At 59.9% G+C, this 15,959-nt stretch carries 13 protein-coding genes, 1 tRNA gene and 1 pseudogene; 10 read left to right on the top strand and 5 right to left on the bottom strand.

Annotated elements, in window-relative coordinates:
- The first annotated feature begins 5 nt into the window (after positions 1-5).
- The 7 genes from fdxH to P3T40_RS01080 all read left to right on the top strand — a co-directional run bounded on the left by fdxH (position 6) and on the right by P3T40_RS01080 (position 7,270).
- Positions 6-941, top strand: coding sequence for a formate dehydrogenase subunit beta (gene fdxH, locus P3T40_RS01110; protein WP_429265834.1), 936 nt, complete (start codon positions 6-8; stop codon positions 939-941).
- A complete protein-coding gene (locus P3T40_RS01105; protein WP_429265833.1) occupies positions 928-1,554 on the top strand; it encodes a formate dehydrogenase subunit gamma in 627 nt (208 codons plus the stop codon). The genes fdxH and P3T40_RS01105 overlap by 14 nt, the downstream gene beginning before the upstream one ends.
- 812 nt (positions 1,555-2,366) lie before the next feature.
- Positions 2,367-3,299 carry a formate dehydrogenase accessory protein FdhE gene (gene fdhE / locus P3T40_RS01100; protein WP_429266116.1) on the top strand — a complete coding sequence of 311 codons (933 nt, stop codon included), beginning with the start codon at positions 2,367-2,369 and terminating at the stop codon, positions 3,297-3,299.
- Between the two features lie 16 nt (positions 3,300-3,315).
- A complete protein-coding gene (selA, locus tag P3T40_RS01095; RefSeq protein ID WP_429265832.1) occupies positions 3,316-4,926 on the top strand; it encodes an L-seryl-tRNA(Sec) selenium transferase in 1,611 nt (536 codons plus the stop codon).
- Positions 4,923-6,845: a selenocysteine-specific translation elongation factor gene (gene selB, locus P3T40_RS01090; RefSeq protein WP_429265831.1), complete on the top strand. Its 1,923-nt coding sequence runs from the start codon at positions 4,923-4,925 to the stop codon at positions 6,843-6,845. The genes selA and selB overlap by 4 nt, the downstream gene beginning before the upstream one ends.
- Before the next feature lie 31 nt (positions 6,846-6,876).
- Positions 6,877-6,969: transfer RNA gene (locus P3T40_RS01085), tRNA-Sec, on the top strand.
- Between the two features lie 40 nt (positions 6,970-7,009).
- The gene (locus P3T40_RS01080) at positions 7,010-7,270 is read left to right on the top strand and encodes an HU family DNA-binding protein (protein ID WP_429265830.1); all 261 of its coding nucleotides are present in this window, start codon (positions 7,010-7,012) and stop codon (positions 7,268-7,270) included.
- 115 nt (positions 7,271-7,385) lie between these two features.
- Here P3T40_RS01080 and P3T40_RS01075 read toward each other — a convergent pair.
- Positions 7,386-7,502: pseudogene (locus tag P3T40_RS01075) on the bottom strand (winged helix-turn-helix domain-containing protein); the annotation flags it as partial.
- Positions 7,503-7,804: 302 nt separating this feature from the next.
- On the opposite strand from P3T40_RS01075, the gene P3T40_RS01070 reads away from it, so the two are divergent.
- Positions 7,805-10,009: an OsmC domain/YcaO domain-containing protein gene (locus tag P3T40_RS01070; protein ID WP_429265829.1), complete on the top strand. Its 2,205-nt coding sequence runs from the start codon at positions 7,805-7,807 to the stop codon at positions 10,007-10,009.
- A 147-nt stretch (positions 10,010-10,156) separates the two neighbouring features.
- Here P3T40_RS01070 and P3T40_RS01065 read toward each other — a convergent pair whose 3' ends face one another.
- Both P3T40_RS01065 and P3T40_RS01060 read right to left on the bottom strand, forming a co-directional pair.
- A complete protein-coding gene (locus tag P3T40_RS01065; RefSeq protein ID WP_429265828.1) occupies positions 10,157-10,918 on the bottom strand; it encodes a hypothetical protein in 762 nt (253 codons plus the stop codon).
- A gap of 94 nt (positions 10,919-11,012) precedes the next feature.
- Positions 11,013-11,444, bottom strand: a complete 432-nt coding sequence (locus P3T40_RS01060) for an ACT domain-containing protein (RefSeq protein ID WP_429265827.1) — start codon at positions 11,442-11,444, stop codon at positions 11,013-11,015.
- Between the two features lie 307 nt (positions 11,445-11,751).
- Here P3T40_RS01060 and P3T40_RS01055 point away from each other — a divergent pair, with 307 nt between their 5' ends.
- Positions 11,752-12,039 carry a hypothetical protein gene (locus P3T40_RS01055; RefSeq protein WP_429265826.1) on the top strand — a complete coding sequence of 96 codons (288 nt, stop codon included), beginning with the start codon at positions 11,752-11,754 and terminating at the stop codon, positions 12,037-12,039.
- Positions 12,040-12,502: 463 nt separating this feature from the next.
- Here the strand turns inward: P3T40_RS01055 and P3T40_RS01050 are convergent, their stop codons facing one another.
- Positions 12,503-12,841 carry a DUF4148 domain-containing protein gene (locus P3T40_RS01050; RefSeq protein WP_429265825.1) on the bottom strand — a complete coding sequence of 113 codons (339 nt, stop codon included), beginning with the start codon at positions 12,839-12,841 and terminating at the stop codon, positions 12,503-12,505.
- A 394-nt stretch (positions 12,842-13,235) separates the two neighbouring features.
- Between P3T40_RS01050 and P3T40_RS01045 the strand changes: the two genes are divergently transcribed.
- Complete coding sequence (locus tag P3T40_RS01045; protein WP_429265824.1) at positions 13,236-14,456, top strand: YeeE/YedE family protein; 1,221 nt, start codon at positions 13,236-13,238, stop codon at positions 14,454-14,456.
- A gap of 62 nt (positions 14,457-14,518) precedes the next feature.
- On the opposite strand, the gene P3T40_RS01040 is transcribed toward P3T40_RS01045, so the two are convergent.
- Positions 14,519-15,826, bottom strand: coding sequence for an MFS transporter (locus P3T40_RS01040; protein WP_429265823.1), 1,308 nt, complete (start codon positions 15,824-15,826; stop codon positions 14,519-14,521).
- Between the last annotated feature and the right edge of the window lie 133 nt (positions 15,827-15,959).

Here is a 15,959-nt window from a genome sequence, read left to right as displayed (position 1 = left end):
GCTCGATGGCACTGCAATCATTGGATATCAAGCGCCTCTCGGCCACGACGGTGCAGCCACCGGCTGTGCGCGAGCCTGTGACCGGCACTGTGGCGAAGCTGATCGACGTCAGCAAATGCATCGGCTGCAAGGCGTGCCAGACGGCGTGCATGGAGTGGAACGATCTGCGCGACGAGGTGGGGATCAACCACGGCGTGTACGACAACCCGTTGGATCTCACTGAGCATTCGTGGACGGTGATGCGCTTCTCCGAGTACGAAAACCCGAATGGCAACCTCGAATGGCTGATCCGCAAGGATGGCTGCATGCATTGCGAGGACCCGGGCTGCCTGAAGGCGTGTCCATCGCCGGGCGCGATCGTGCAGTACACGAACGGTATCGTGGATTTCCATGAGGAAAACTGCATCGGCTGCGGTTATTGCGTGACGGGCTGCCCGTTCAACGTGCCGCGCATTTCAAAGACGGACAAGCGAGCGTACAAATGCACGCTATGTTCCGACCGGGTTGCGGTAGGGCAGGAGCCGGCCTGCGTGAAGACGTGCCCGACGGGCGCGATCGTCTTCGGCACCAAGGAGGACATGAAGCAGCACGCGGCGGAGCGCATCGAGGACCTGAAGGAGCGCGGCTTTGAGCACGCGGGGCTGTACGACCCGCCGGGCGTGAGCGGCACGCATGTGATGTATGTATTGCATCACGCGGATCAACCGTCGTTGTACCACGGCTTGCCGGACAACCCGCGCATCAGCCCGATGGTGCGCTTGTGGAAGGGGATTGCGAAACCGCTGGCGGTGGCGGGCATTGCACTGGCAGCGCTATCGGGGTTCTTCCATTACACGCGGATCGGACCGAACGAGGTGACGGAAGAGGACGAACTGGCGGCGCGGGATGAAGCGCGACGCATCAGGGGCGAACGCGAGGAGCAGAGCGATGAACTCAAATGACCCGAATCTGATTGTGCGCTACACGCCGAATGGGCGGACGAATCACTGGATCACGGCGATTACGTTTGTGCTGTTGGCGTTGTCTGGGCTGGCGCTGTTTCATCCCTCGATGTTCTGGCTGACGGCGTTGTTTGGCGGCGGACAGTGGACACGGATTTTGCATCCGTTTGTGGGTGTGGTGATGTTTGTATCGTTCTTTATTCTTGCGGTGCGGTTCTGGCATCACAATTATCTGGATCGGGATGATGTGCAGTGGCTGCGTCAGATTGATGATGTACTCGCTAATCGCGAGGAGAATTTGCCTGAGATTGGGAGGTATAACGCTGGGCAGAAGTTGTTGTTCTTTACTATGGTGCTGTGTTTGATTTTATTGCTTTGCAGTGGGGTGGTTATTTGGCGGCGGTATTTTTCTGTTTATTTTCCCATCGGGGTGATTCGCCTAGCGGCGGTTGTGCATGCTACTGCTGCGTTTGTTTTGATTGTTGGAATTGTTGTGCATATTTATGCCGCGATCTGGATTAAAGGGTCTGTTGGGGCTATGGTGCGGGGGACTGTTACGCTGGGGTGGGCCAGGAAGCATCATCCTAAGTGGTTTCGGGAGAGTGTTAAATAATGGTTTGATTTTTGCCTTGCCGGCGGCTCTTTTTTGGTGGTCTTTTTTATGGCGTTGGGCTTTCCTTGATTTCTTACCGGTTTGATTGGCGTTTTCTTTGGTTGTTTGCCTACGGCGTTGGCCTTTCCTTGATTTTATATTGGTCTATTAGCTTCGCCCCTGTGCGGGGCGGCACTTACTTTCTTTGCCGCCGCAAAGAAAGTAAGCAAAGAAAGCGGGCTTCAAACCGCCAGCTTATAAGTGTCCACCACTCAAATTAATCCGGAGTGGTCCGAAAACAAGACGTGCCCTCGCATTAATCACGTTAGTGACAAAGCACTCATCCGCCCCACTCCGCACTCCGTGCGTCGCGGATGGGTTTGCTAGGGAAACCGAGGAAGTTGGAGTAACGTCAGCATTTGAACGCGGTGTTATGCCCAACGGCGGGGCGCGAAGCGCGACGCTGGAACGGATGAGTGCTTTGTCACGAACGGAGATGTGGTGCGAGGGCAGGTCTCGTCTTGGGCCGTTCCCGGTCGAAGACCGAGATGGCTCACTAAGGGCTGGCGGTTGCAGCCCGTTTTCTTTGCCTACTTTCTTTGCGGCGGCAAAGAAAGTAGGTGCCGCCCCGCACAGGGGCGAAGCTAATAGAGCGATAACAAAGCAAGGAAAGGCCAACGCCGTAGGCAGACAGCCAAAAGCAAACCTGACCAGACCGATAGCAATGCAAGGAAAGGCCAACGCCGTAGAAACACAACCCAACAAGCCGCCTGCAAGGCAACAAACCGCAAAAAACCCCAGCGTGCGCAGCACAGACCAAAAAAGGCCCCATGATGACCCAAAAAATCCTGGACCCATCGCAGATAGAATCCTTGGACCAATCAGCGATCCCGCGCATCCGCCTGCCCGAACGGGCAACGGTCTTTGCGGCCCGCGCAGCGCGACTAAAACACCTGGCAGACGGCAACGCGATAAGTGGCTACATCAGACTAATGTCAACAGTAGCCGACGCCCAGCATCACCTGGCAGCAAGCTTCGAAGCAAAAAAACCACCGCCAGAGGCAATAGAAACCGCCCAACAAAACTCCATGCCGCTTGTACCGGCACTCTCCCCGGACCGAGATCCGGCCTGGCGCGACATCCTCTACCGTCTGGTAGACAAAGTCGAAGCCGCCGGCGCCGTCACCCCCGCCCTTGGCAACGTCCTCGACGCCCTGCGCCTAAAAACCCCGCAAGAACTGGAGACTCAGGCCGACGCAGTCCTGGCCCACCGCTACAGCGAAGTCAATCCCGCCACCGCGCCGTTTATCATGGCGGCTCTCCAGGTCGTCTGGACCGATCTTGCGAGCCGGCTCGATTCGCGCGATATTCCCTATCTCGACACGCCCGGCGTCTGTCCCGTGTGCGGTAGCCTGCCCGTCGCCAGCGTCGTGCGCATCGGCGGCCAGTATGAAGGGTATCGCTATCTGCAGTGCGGTCTGTGCGCCAATGAATGGCATCTCGTCCGCGTCAAGTGCTCGAATTGCGATTCGACCAAAGGGATCGCCTATCATGGCATCGACGGCGGCAGCGTAGCGCTCAAGGCCGAGTCCTGCGATGAATGCCATACGTATCGCAAGATCGGCTATCAGGAGAAAGATTTCGAGTTCGAACCGCTCGCCGATGACCTCGCGAGCCTCACACTCGATCTGTTAATGAACGAAGCAGGCTATCAGCGCAGCGGTCCCAATCCGCTACTGTGGCCCGAAGTGCCATCGGACGCATAAGCAGGAGAAACGCCGCGTGAGCGAAGTGCAGGGGAATCAGTTGAACGCGCTGCTGGCGCGCGTGCCAGCCGTCGAACGGGTGATGTCATCACTGGCCGTGCAGCCGTTGCTGGCCGAATATGGTCGCACCCAGGTCCTCGCCGCCGTCCGTGCCGCCCTCGACACGCTGCGCTGCGAACTGCAAACCGCCGCGGCAGTGCTGGGCGAATCTCACCGCGCTGTGACGACGCAAGCGCATACCGCTGCGAAGACAGGGTCGCAAACTGCCGGGCCAGGCGAGACGCACCTCACGATCGGCCTCCATGCCCGTATCACGGCCCACGCCGAGACGCCCACCGTTTCTCAGGCGGGCGCTGCGTCGCGTGCGGGCATTCCGTCAGCCGCTGTCTGCGACGAATCCCATATCGCCGGGCAAGCGGCCCTTCTGCTGGCGCAGCGTACACAAAGCCATCTGCGTACCGTGTTCAATCTCACCGGCACCGTGCTGCACACCAACCTTGGCCGTGCATTGTTGCCGGACGAAGCTGTGAGCGCCGTCGTCGAGGCATTGACGCGTCCTGCAAACCTGGAGTTCGATCTCGCGTCCGGCAGCCGCGGCGACCGCGACGATCTGATCGACGACCTCATCTGCGAGTTGACCGGCGCCGAAGCGGCCACCGTGGTGAATAACAACGCGGCGGCTGTGCTGCTGGCGCTGTCGGCACTGGCTTCGAAAAAGGAAGTGATCGTGTCGCGCGGCGAACTGGTCGAGATTGGCGGTGCGTTTCGCATTCCTGACATTATGTCCCGTGCGGGCGCGAGGTTGCGTGAGATCGGCACTACTAATCGAACGCATCTGAAGGACTACGAGGAGGCGATCGGCCCGCGTACCGCGATGCTGATGAAAGTCCATTGCAGCAACTATGCAATCAGCGGCTTCACCAAGAGCGTCGAGCTCGATGAACTGGCGCCCCTCGCACAACAGCACGGCTTGCCGGTCGGGGTGGATCTGGGCAGCGGCACGCTCGTCGATCTCGCGCAGTGGGGTCTGCCGCGAGAGCCGACCGTGCGCGAGACCGTGGTCGCCGGCGCTGACCTCGTGACCTTTAGCGGCGACAAGTTGTTGGGCGGTCCGCAAGCCGGGCTGATCGTCGGGCGCGCGGAATTGATCCGCAAGATCAAGAAGCATCCGCTGAAACGCGCGCTGCGGGTCGGCAAGCTCACCCTCGCGGCGCTCGAGCCCGTCTTGCGTCTTTATCAGGCTCCCGAATTTCTGCGCGAACGCTTGACGACGCTGCGTCTGCTGACGCGTCCAGCCGCCGAAATGCGGGTCTTTGCCGAACGTGTTTTGCCTATCTTGCAGCGCGCGCTAGGGGAGAACTTCACGGTGAGCGCCGAACCGATGCTCAGCCAGATCGGCAGCGGCGCGTTGCCCGTTGAACAACTGCCGAGCTATGGACTCGTCGTGCGTCACGCAACGGGCAAGCGCAATGGCCGGGCCTTGATGAAGCTCGAGAAAGCGTTGCGTGAATTGCCGCGCCCGGTTATTGGTCGCATCGCTGACGATGCGCTGCGACTCGATCTGCGCTGTCTCGAAGCAACGGATGAAGCCGCTTTCCTCGCGCAATGTGAAAAGGTGCACGCATGATCGTCGGCACCGCCGGCCATATCGATCATGGCAAGACGACCCTCGTGCGTGCGTTGACGGGTGTCGATACGGACAGGCTCAAGGAAGAAAAAGCGCGCGGCATTTCGATCGAACTAGGCTACGCGTACACCCCGCTAGAAAACGGCGATGTGCTGGGCGTGATCGACGTACCCGGCCACGAAAAACTGGTGCACACGATGGCCGCGGGCGCGTGTGGGATCGACTTCGCCTTGCTGGTGATCGCCGCCGACGATGGCGTGATGCCGCAAACGCATGAACACCTGGCGATCCTGCAACTGCTTGGCGTGACCCACGGCGCCGTGGCGTTGACCAAGACCGACCGCGTCGACGCGGCGCGGCTTGCGCAAGTGCGCGGGGAAATTCAGGCGTGGCTCGCATTGACTCCACTAGCCGACGCGCCGCTGTTCGAAACCAACGCGACGCAGCCCGACGATCCGGGTGTCAAACGACTGGATACCTATCTGCACGAAGCGGCGCTGCGATGGCATGCGCGCCGCGACGACGGGCTGTTTCGTCTCGCGATCGATCGCGTCTTTACGCTGGCCGGACAAGGCACGATCGTAACCGGCACCGTGTTTGCCGGACGTGTGACGACGGGCGAAACATTGATGCTGGCCCCGGCTGCGACGCCGGTGCGCGTGCGCAGCATTCACGCTCAGAATCGCGCCGCGGAGACGGGACATGCTGGACAGCGCTGCGCACTCAATCTTGCAGGCATCGACAAGGACGCGATCGCACGTGGCGACTGGATCGTCGATGCGGAGCTGGCTGAATCGTCGGAGCGGCTCGATGTCGAGCTCACGCTATTGGCCGATGCTGGGCTCACGCTCCAGCACTGGGCGCCGGTGCATGTGCATATCGGTACCACGCATCGGGTCGCGCATGTGGCATTGCTGGAGGGCGATAGACTGTCTGCGGGCGAGGCGGCGCGCGTGCAACTCGTGTTCGATGCGCCGGTCTGCGCATTGCCGGGCGATCGTTTCATCGTACGTAACGCACAGGCGACACGCACCGTCGCCGGTGGCCGCGTGCTCGATCCGTTCGGTCCGGCGCGCAAGCGTCGCACGCCCGAGCGGCGCGCGTGGCTCGATGCGCTGCGGACGTGGCTCGACGAGCGCACTATGGAGCCGCTGCTTGAACAGGCGCCACGCGGCATGCTGCGCTCGACGCTGATGCATCTGACGGCACTGCCTGCGTCGCTGTTGAGTTTGCCGGAGACGGCGCTGACTATCGCATTGCACGGCAAGGCTGCTGACGATGCGGTCATCGTTCTACACGATCATTGGGAACAGATGCGCGCGCAGATCGTGAGCGCGTTGCAGCAGTTTCACGCGCGGATGCCGGACGAGCAGGGCCCCGATGCCGCACGCTTGCGGCGTATCGCAGCGCCGCTGTTATCGGAGGCATTGTGGCGTGCGCTGGTCGATGCGTTGATCGGCGAGGGTGTGGTGGTGAGGAGTGGCGCGTGGCTGCATCTTCCGGAGCATACGGTGTCGCTCGATGCGAGCGAAGAGGTGCTGGCCGCGAAGTTGTTGCCCTTGATCGCGCAAGGCCGTTTTGATCCCCCGTGGGTGCGCGATCTGGCAAGTGCCACGCAAGAACCGGAAGAGAACGTACGGCAACTCTTGCGCAAGCTCGCGCGGCGAGGCGAGGTCTATCAGGTGGTGCGGGATCTTTTCTATCGCCCTGACGTGGTGCGCGAACTGGCGGGACTCGTGGCCGCGCTTGCGCGACAACACGATGGCGCGCTAGGGGCATCTGCGTTCCGCGACGCGAGCGGCCTGGGGCGCAAACGTGCGATCCAGATTTTGGAGTTCTTCGACCGCGTTGGGTATACTCGGTTTCAGCGCGACCTTCGCCTCGTACGCGCTGACAGCCGTTTGCTCGAGGCGCTTTGACGGCATCCTCGCCGGCTCCGCTTCTTACGAAGGAAGGCATTCGCATCTGGTGGTGCGGCTGGGCTTCAAACCCAGTAGGGGGTGTCAGACACTCTCTGGTAGGTTCGACTCCTGCTGCCTTCCGCCGGAACGCTCGCAAGCGTTCTCACAGTTCTCCATGTCTTGTGGATGCCATCGCCCCAACAATCGGCAACAGCAAGGCTGTCACCGCCGAGACGGTTGATGCGTTGATCGCCACGATTACCGGCGCGGTGAAGAAGGGCGACACCGTTCAGCTGATCGGCTTCGGCTCGTTTCCGACCGGGGCCCGAGCCGCGCGGTTGGGCCGGATCCCGGCAACCGGCGCTGAAATCCAGATCCCCCCCGAGAAGACTGTTAAGTTCGCTACCGGCAAGGCGTTCAAGGATGCGGTCAACGGCGCGTGAGAGCCGACGCTGTCCGCCTATCTGAGCGCTGCTGTCTGCCGGAGGCCCCATCGTGCGCGTCCTCGCGCAGGCGCTCGATCAGAGGAGAGGGGGTACCGGTGGGCGCGCCTGCGTGTCAACCGAACAGATAGCCGGAACCACGAATGGTGCGGATCAGCGGACGCTCGCCAGGTACGTCGACCTTCTTGCGCAGACGCCCCACGTGTACATCGATGAGGTTGGTACCCGGATCGGCCGCCGGCCGACTCAGTAAAGCGAGTGGCGGTTGTACCTTAAAAGTCGTCGTTGCGGTTGGAGAAGCTCTGATGGCGGTTCAGGGCTCATCGCGCCGGGGAAGGGCGCGACCCGACGGTGCCGGTGGGCGCAACGGGACCCGCGCGCGGCCTGGCGTTAGGTTTGCGGCAGGTAGTTGCTAATTGGAGTGGGGTAGAATTCCCGCTAGGAAACATCATTCGCTGGTTGATTGGCTATTAAAACGCCGTTTTTTTACAGTGCTTTATATTTTGTTTTGAGCACCATTTTTGGAATTTCCCCATGGAAATTAAAGTCAACTTTCTCGATAAGCTACGTCTTGAAGCCAAGTTCGATGACTTCACGGTAGTGGCCGACCAGCCTATCCGTTATAAAGGCGATGGCTCGGCGCCGGGTCCGTTCGATTATTTTCTGGCCTCATCGGCCTTGTGTGCAGCTTACTTTGTGAAGTTGTACTGCGTAACTCGCAATATTCCCACCGAAAATATCCGGCTGTCGCAGAATAATATTGTTGATCCGGAAAACCGGTATCAACAGATTTTCAAGATTCAGGTTGAGTTGCCGGCGGACATCTCCGACAAAGACCGCCAGGGTATTTTGCGTTCCATCGACCGTTGTACGGTCAAAAAAGTGGTGCAAGCCGGACCCGAGTTTGTAATTGAAGAGGTAGAGAACCTGGATGCCGATGCTCAGTCCTTGCTGACGTTGAAACCGGCTTCTGACTCCAGCACCTATATTGCGGGCAAGGATCTGCCGTTGGAGCAAACCATCGCCAATATGTCGGGCATTCTGGCGAGCTTGGGCATGAAGATTGAAATCGCTTCGTGGCGCAATATCGTTCCCAATGTGTGGTCGCTGCATATCCGCGATGCGCACTCGCCGATGTGTTTTACCAATGGCAAGGGAGCGACCAAAGAAAGCGCGTTGGCGTCCGCGTTGGGCGAATTTATCGAGCGCCTGAATTGCAACCATTTCTATGGTGGTGCGTTTTGGGGCGAAGACATCGCCAACGCGGATTTTGTCCATTACCCGAACGAGCGCTGGTTCAAGCCCGGCCGTAAGGATGCGCTGCCGGCTGAGATTCTGGATGCGTACTGCCTCGAGATTTACAACCCCGACGGCGAGTTGCGTGGCTCGCATCTGTACGACACCAACTCCGGCAATGTGCAGCGCGGTATCTGTTCGTTGCCGTTTGTGCGGCAGTCGGACGGCGAAGTGGTGTATTTTCCGTCCAACCTGATCGAAAACCTGTACGTCAGTAATGGCATGAGTGCCGGCAATACGCTCGCCGAAGCGCAGGTGCAATGTCTGTCCGAAATTTTCGAACGGGCGGTAAAGCGCGAAATACTGGAAGGTGAAATCGCATTGCCTGATGTGCCGCACGAAGTGCTGGCGAAATACCCTGGCATTCTGGCCGGGATTCAGGGATTGGAAGAGCAGGGCTTTCCGGTGCTGGTAAAGGATGCGTCGCTGGGTGGGACCTACCCGGTAATGTGCGTCACCTTGATGAACCCGCGCACAGGCGGTGTCTTTGCCTCGTTCGGCGCGCATCCAAGCTTCGAGGTGGCGCTGGAACGGAGTCTGACGGAATTGCTGCAGGGGCGTAGTTTTGAAGGCCTGAACGATTTACCTCAGCCCACTTTTGTCAGTAACGCCGTGACTGAACCAAATAACTTCGTTGAGCACTTCATTGATTCCAGCGGTGTGGTGTCGTGGCGCTTTTTCAGCGCCAAAGCGAATTTCGAGTTTGTTGAGTGGGATTTTTCTGGCCAGGGTGAAAACTCCAATGCCGAGGAAGCCGCAACCTTGTTCGGCATTCTCGAAGACATGGGCAAAGAGGCGTACATGGCGGTGTATGACCAGTTGGGTGCCGTAGCCTGCCGGATTCTGGTGCCCGATTATTCGGAAATCTACCCGGTAGAGGATTTGATCTGGGATAACACAAACAAGGCGCTGTTGTTCCGCGCCGATATTTTGAACGTGCATCGACTGGACGATGCCGGCCTGGCAGCACTGCTTGAGCGGTTGGAGAACAGTGAGCTGGACGAGCACTCCGATATCGCCACTTTGATCGGCATCGAATTTGACGAGAATACGGACTGGGGGCAGCTAACAGTTCTCGAGTTGAAGCTGCTGATTCATCTCGCCTTGCAGCAATTTGAGGCGGCGCAAGAGCTGGTAGGAGCCTTCCTGCAGTACAACGACAACACGGTCGAGCGCGGATTGTTTTACCAGGCCTTGAATGTGGTGCTGGAGGTGCTGCTCGATGACGACCTGGAACTGGACGACTACGCGGTCAACTTCCGTCGGATGTTTGGCAACGCTCGGATGGACGCGGTAATGGGGGCAGTGGACGGCAGCGTGCGCTTCTTCGGGCTCACGCCAACGAGTATGAAACTGGAGGGTCTCGATAGGCACCGCCGCCTGATCGACAGCTACAAAAAATTGCATAAGGCGCGGGCCAATGTGGCGGCTACGGCCAGTTAGGGTTACGAGTCATGGCTGGATGCGATGATGCCGTTTTTTCTTCGCGCATTTGGGCAACCACCCCAAGCCATACAGCGAACATCGGCGGGAGTGGCGCCAGCGCTGTGAGGGATCGTCCGACCGCTAAGTCTGCGACGTCAATTGCATCTACCGACCAAGAAGAACGACCGCGTCACGCATTGGTTGCAGCGAGATTCTAATCACGCCACTAAGTGGCGTATTCATTTCCAGGATCAGAAAAATCGCCTCAGAAGTCGACAACGCGCCCATCACGAGGACTGCAATGATCGTCCCATTGCGGTGGGTAAAGAGGCCAAACGTGCCGAAGATCATGGCCAGCCACGACACCAGAACGACCAGCAGGGGCGAGGGGATTGCACCCTTCGCCCCTAGCAGTTCCAGCCAGCGCGCCGCGGACAGGTCATTGATAATCTGGATTGCATGCGCCTGGCTCTGATGCTGTTCCTCAGTGCGCGGCGAAAGGGCTTTCAGCTTACGCTGCAGGTCTTCGACCCGGTTGGCCCCCTCTGAGCTGCTGAGTTCTGCAAACTGCGAGGGGTCACCGGACGCCAGTATCTGCAACGTGGTGGTGTAGTCACGTTTAAGCAACGCACGTATCTCCTGCGTTTCCGGCCCATATTCGGAGAGTTCGCGATCGAGGCTAACCATGCTTGCGGCATTGCGGACGATATCCGCGTTTGCCGTATCCAATTGGGTTTTCGCTGACGAGATCAGCAGGCCAAGCACCAACGCGGCCATTGTAGCGATGAGGCCGGTCGCCAGTTTTACGACGCCGATTGATTCTTCGCTAAGGTGGTGTTCCGGCAACACGGTGCGCAAGTACAGCCCAAGCAGCGCGCTGCCGAATACGCACACAAACACAATCAGGGCGATGATGAGGTGGCTCATCCGTCTGTTCTCCGTCCTGGGTCACGAGTGTTGCACCCTTGACTATAACGTTGTCCGTAGCGCTTTCATGAGGCAACGTATTATTTGCTCGTTGTTACGCGATGCCTCCATTAGTTTGCAACTGATGAAGTACCCGCATCGCACCCTGCGCCGATTCGAGAGGAACAAAAATATGATCGTGGTACGCGCCCGCCACCACGTTACAACTGATGCCGGACTGGCTTAGTGCCGTGGCGAATGCTGCGGTCAACCCCACCGCATTGAGGGCTGAATTCACGGTCAACGTAATCCAGGCACATTTGAACAACACATTCAAACCGGCGATTTCCGCGTCCGCCTCACTCGTAATGACCGACAAGCCCTCCGGCTCTCGGATTGACGCAACGATGACCGCTGGGTCAATGACACGACCGTCCTTAACCGAAGCAAACGCAAAGATGCCCGGGTTAAGCACCGGCTCCAGTGTTTTTAATAAAGCTGAAAGATCGGAACTGGGTTCATGTAATCTCCTGCGCACCGCCTCCACTATGGCTATGACCTTTCCCGCCCGACGGCGCTCCCGTCAGCCCCGTGTGGCGCGCACCGCTCGGCGGGAGGGCAGCACGTGCACGAAACCATGGGCAGGCATCAAGGCGAACACCCTCACCAGCAAACCATTGGCGTCCGCCGTCGGAACGACTATAACGAAATCGGCGGAGCGGAAGCGACATGCTGTACGCCCGCAACTCTACCCACTAGGACGAAACTGCCCAAGGAGGCTATAGCGATCAAGACGTGACGAATCCATGCTTTTTCTTTTCGAATCTCGATTAGTCTGAGTATTGGAGGTAATCATGCAGTACGAATATGGCGGCTGGAACATCGATGCGACGCCGGATTTTTCCCTTGGAAAATTCTTTGCCCGCGCGCGACTAACTAGAGCATCGCCTGATAGTGAAGGAGACTCTGAAATGCATGTTGGACGCGATCTGGCATGGTTCGACGGCGAGGATGAAGCGGTCCAGTTTGCGCACCGATGGGCAATTATGTGGATCGATAAAAAGTGCGCCGGCAATACAACCACGGACGAGGAACTGCCGACGTCAACCAACGGCCTGCGCGCCGAGACTAATGCCGGATGAAAGGCTGGCCCATCGTTCCCGATGGGCCTTTTTCTATGCGGCGATTGCGCATAGGCTTGGCATGATGGTTGCGCCGTTCAACCTCACCTTTGCTTGCTTCTCGAACGGGAGGAGCTATGTCCTACGAATCGTGCGCGCCGTATCGCGAATACGCTGTCGAGGTCTGCGTCACCGTGTGCAAGAGCCTGTCGTTTCACGGCATGGGGCGCCGATACCAGGTTTCCTGGTCCATTTTCCCGCCCGACAATTTATCTCCGGCGATTGCAAGTTTTCCAGAGCAGGCTGAATTTTTGCATGAAGACGAGGCGTTCCGGTACGGCGAAAATCGAGCGCACACCTTTATCGATTGCGCGATATATCACCGCTCGAAAGATAGCTCTCCCGCCTAACGACCGGGTCATCTTCAGGCAAGTCGCCAAATCGGACATAGCCGGGCCGTTCGTAAATGGACCTTGCCTGAAAATCACATCGGCGCTACGAGGTCACTACTCGATTCGATCCGTGTCGTGGGCACCTTCACGTTCTCTCCGAGACAATCGGCACGGTATTTCAACCTGAGGCGCGCTTCCGCCAACTGGATGTCCGATGGATAGTAGCTTTCGTCTCCAGCCGACGGATCGTAGCCGACCGATTCCAGTTCGCTGAGTTCTTGTATCACCTGGGCATGCGTGACCGGTTTGCTCAACGGCTGGAAAGGATAGTCGTTGCACTCGGCCGGCGTCAGCTTGCTGGCTGCCGACGCCGCGCCGCTTGCCAGCAGCACGCAAAACGCTACTGCGGATTTGCTCCAGAAGGGTTTCATGTTAGTTCCTTGCGCGGTGTTGTGAAGATGCAATGTTGGGCTGCGCGAAGTATCGAACTGCAATGAAACAGATGAATATTTTGTTAGCCGAATCGGCTCCTCTCAATTCAAATTCGAAATATCGATATACGAACTGGTTATTAAGCGACCGGTTTTAGCCGGCGTCCGTGCTCGCCAAGCCCCGTACGACGGGCTTTACGGGCTCCCGGCACGACGTGCGCCGGCCACGCCATCGAGAGGCGCGGCCGTCGGCCGGCAGCAGTCGCAACGCGACATTTCGATATACTTGCAGCCCTTCCCTAAACGATTTTTCGCGGCCTTTCGCCCGTGCAGCGACCGCCTGTTTTCACCGGCGTGCCGCCCTTGTGCGACGAGCGCGCCCGTCCCGCTCATCATGTCCGATCTATCCACGTCGTTCGGTGGCGCGCCTCGCCGGCTCGTCAACATCAATCCGAAGCCGCTCGCCGTCGCGCTCGCGTTCGTCATAGTCGGGGCGATCTATCTCGCGCAAACCGTCAGCGCGAAGCAGGCCGCGCTGTACGTCCTCGGCGCGCTGCTCGGCGTCACGCTCTATCACGCCGCGTTCGGCTTCACGTCCGCATGGCGCGTGTTCATCGCCGACGGCCGCGGCGCAGGCCTGCGCGCGCAGATGCTCATGCTCGCGATCGGCGTGCTGCTGTTCTTCCCGGCGCTTTCGGCCGGCACGTTGTTCGGTCATCCAGTGGTCGGCGAAGTGTCGCCCGTCGGTACGTCGGTCGTGGTTGGCGCGTTCATTTTCGGCATTGGCATGCAGCTCGGCGGCGGCTGCGCCTCCGGCACGCTGTACACGGTCGGCGGCGGCAGCACGCGTATGGTGGTCACGCTGATTGCGTTCATCGTCGGCTCAGTGGTCGGTACCGCGCACATGCCGTTCTGGGCTGCGCTGCCGCATCTCCAGCCAATCTCGCTCGTGAAGACGCTCGGCGCGGGGCCGGCGATCGCGCTGAACCTCGTGGTGTTCGCGGCGATCGCCGCGGTGACCGTGCTGATCGAAAAGCGCCGCCACGGCCATCTCGTGAGCGATCTCGCACCGAACACGTCGTCGTGGCTGCGTGGACCGTGGCCGCTGCTCGTCGGCGGCGCCGTGCTCGCGGTCCTCAACTTCGTGACGCTTGCGCTGTCGGGCCATCCCTGGGGCATCACGTCGGCGTTCGCGCTGTGGGGCGCCAAGGCGTCTTCCGCGATGGGTATCGACGTCGCGAGCTGGCCTGTGTGGAGCGCCGGCCCGAACGCGGCAGCGCTCGCCGCTCCGATCAGCCACGACGTGAAGTCGGTGATGGATATCGGCATCGTGATCGGCGCGATGATTGCCGCTTCGCTTGCCGGCCGCTACGCGCCGGTGTGGCGCCTGCCGCTGCGCTCGCTGGTCGCGGCAGTCGTCGGCGGACTGCTTCTCGGCTACGGCGCACGCCTCGCGTACGGCTGCAATATCGGCGCGTACTTCAGCGGCATCGTGTCGGGCAGCCTGCACGGCTGGCTGTGGCTCGTCTCCGCATTTTTCGGTAACGTCGTCGGTACGAAGCTGCGACCGGCGTTCGGGCTCGCGGTCGAGCGCGTGAAACAGACGGGTTGTTGATCGGACCGGCTTCCGCTTCACGCATTGGCGACTCTGCGGACATCGACGGCTGAAGGCCGGATTCAGTCTTCTTCGCGCCTTTCCTTGAACAGAGCCGCCGCGCAAAAGCTCACCGCGCATGACGGCGCGATGTACCAGACCGCGGACATCGGGTCGGCCGTCCATTTGACCAATCCTGTGACGACGAACTGAGCGGTGCCTCCAAAGAGCGCTACGCCCAGCGCATAGGAAATGGCGACGCCGCTCGCGCGCACCCGCGGCGGAAGCGCCTCCAGTACCAGCAGCGTATTGGCGCTCGCGCCCAGCGCGATCAAGGCGGTAATCAACCCTACGCCCAGCAGGATTGGCCAGGCGCCGTGCATGTGGGTCATCAGCGAGAAAACCGGGTAGACGAGCAGGGCGGTCAGGCCCGATGTTGCGAGCACCAGTGGCCTGCGGCGCGGCAGCCGGTCGGTAAGCAGTCCTGAGAGCGGCGAAATTACGACCAGCAACAGCGCCGACAGCGCGGATGAACTGAATCCGACGATCGCCGGCAGATGCAAAATGCGCGTGAGATAGCTGGGCATGTAGTAGACGATTGCGTAAACGGGCACGGTTCGCCACAGCATCATCAGGGTCGCAAGTGCGGTCGTCCTGCCGTGCTCGCGGCACAGTTCGGCGAGCGTGCCTTGCGCCTGATCGCGGGCGCGATGCACAACAGCGGGCGTTTGCAGGCGTCGGCGGAAGTACATGCCGGCGGGCACAATCAGCAGTCCGATCAGGAACGGTATCCGCCATCCCCAGGCAGCCAGCGCAGCCGGCGGCATGGTGTGCGTGAGCAGCATGCCCAGCGAGGCGCCCAGCAACGCCGCGCCACCCTGGCCGCATAGCTGCCAGCCCACCATGTAGCCGCGGCGCGAAGCGGGCGCCAATTCCATCGTCAAGGTCGTGGCGACGCCGACGTCGCCACCTGCAGCGAACCCTTGCAGCAAGCGGCCCGCGACCAGAATGACCGGGGCGGCAACACCGATCGTCGCAAAGGGCGGCCAAAGGGCGATGGCAGCCGTCCCCAGCGAGGTGAGCCAGATGGTTGCGTTGAACGCCGCGCGTCGTCCACCGCGATCCGCGTACGCTCCGATCAGCGCCGCGCCAAGAGGACGCATGAAAAACCCGACGCCGAACGTACCGACCGCAAGCAGTAATGACGTCATCGGATTCTTCGAAGGAAAAAACTGATCTCCGATCATCGCCGCGAAGAAACCGAGCACGGTGAAATCGAATAGTTCAAGTCCGCTGACGAGCGACGTCGCGAAGACAACTTTTGCAAGTCCGCGGCGAGATTGATCGTCTGCGACCAGCTGGTCGCGTGCCGCGGCGGGGGACGTGTGCATTTTTTATACCCTGACCGGTACGCCTGTAAAGCGATGGAACATACCACGAAGCGATTTTTTTCATCGCAAGCGGGTGTGCCTGCTGTTTCAGGTTCCCGTGGGCATGCTCACCACGCAAGCCGATACGCTCAAT

The organism is Paraburkholderia sp. EB58, assembly GCF_050436665.1.
Taxonomy (GTDB): Bacteria; Pseudomonadota; Gammaproteobacteria; order Burkholderiales; family Burkholderiaceae; genus Paraburkholderia.
Note: the sequence above shows the minus strand (reverse complement) of the source record. Positions and strands in the feature narration are given on the sequence as shown.

Coding starts and splice junctions, on each gene's coding strand:
- fdxH (WP_429265834.1), top strand. CDS start 6: ATGGCACTGCAATCATTGGATATCAAGCGCCTCTCGGCCACGACGGTG.
- P3T40_RS01105 (WP_429265833.1), top strand. CDS start 928: ATGAACTCAAATGACCCGAATCTGATTGTGCGCTACACGCCGAATGGG.
- fdhE (WP_429266116.1), top strand. CDS start 2,367: ATGACCCAAAAAATCCTGGACCCATCGCAGATAGAATCCTTGGACCAA.
- selB (WP_429265831.1), top strand. CDS start 4,923: ATGATCGTCGGCACCGCCGGCCATATCGATCATGGCAAGACGACCCTC.
- P3T40_RS01070 (WP_429265829.1), top strand. CDS start 7,805: ATGGAAATTAAAGTCAACTTTCTCGATAAGCTACGTCTTGAAGCCAAG.
- P3T40_RS01065 (WP_429265828.1), bottom strand. CDS start 10,918: ATGAGCCACCTCATCATCGCCCTGATTGTGTTTGTGTGCGTATTCGGC.
- P3T40_RS01055 (WP_429265826.1), top strand. CDS start 11,752: ATGCAGTACGAATATGGCGGCTGGAACATCGATGCGACGCCGGATTTT.
- P3T40_RS01050 (WP_429265825.1), bottom strand. CDS start 12,841: ATGAAACCCTTCTGGAGCAAATCCGCAGTAGCGTTTTGCGTGCTGCTG.
- P3T40_RS01045 (WP_429265824.1), top strand. CDS start 13,236: ATGTCCGATCTATCCACGTCGTTCGGTGGCGCGCCTCGCCGGCTCGTC.
- P3T40_RS01040 (WP_429265823.1), bottom strand. CDS start 15,826: ATGCACACGTCCCCCGCCGCGGCACGCGACCAGCTGGTCGCAGACGAT.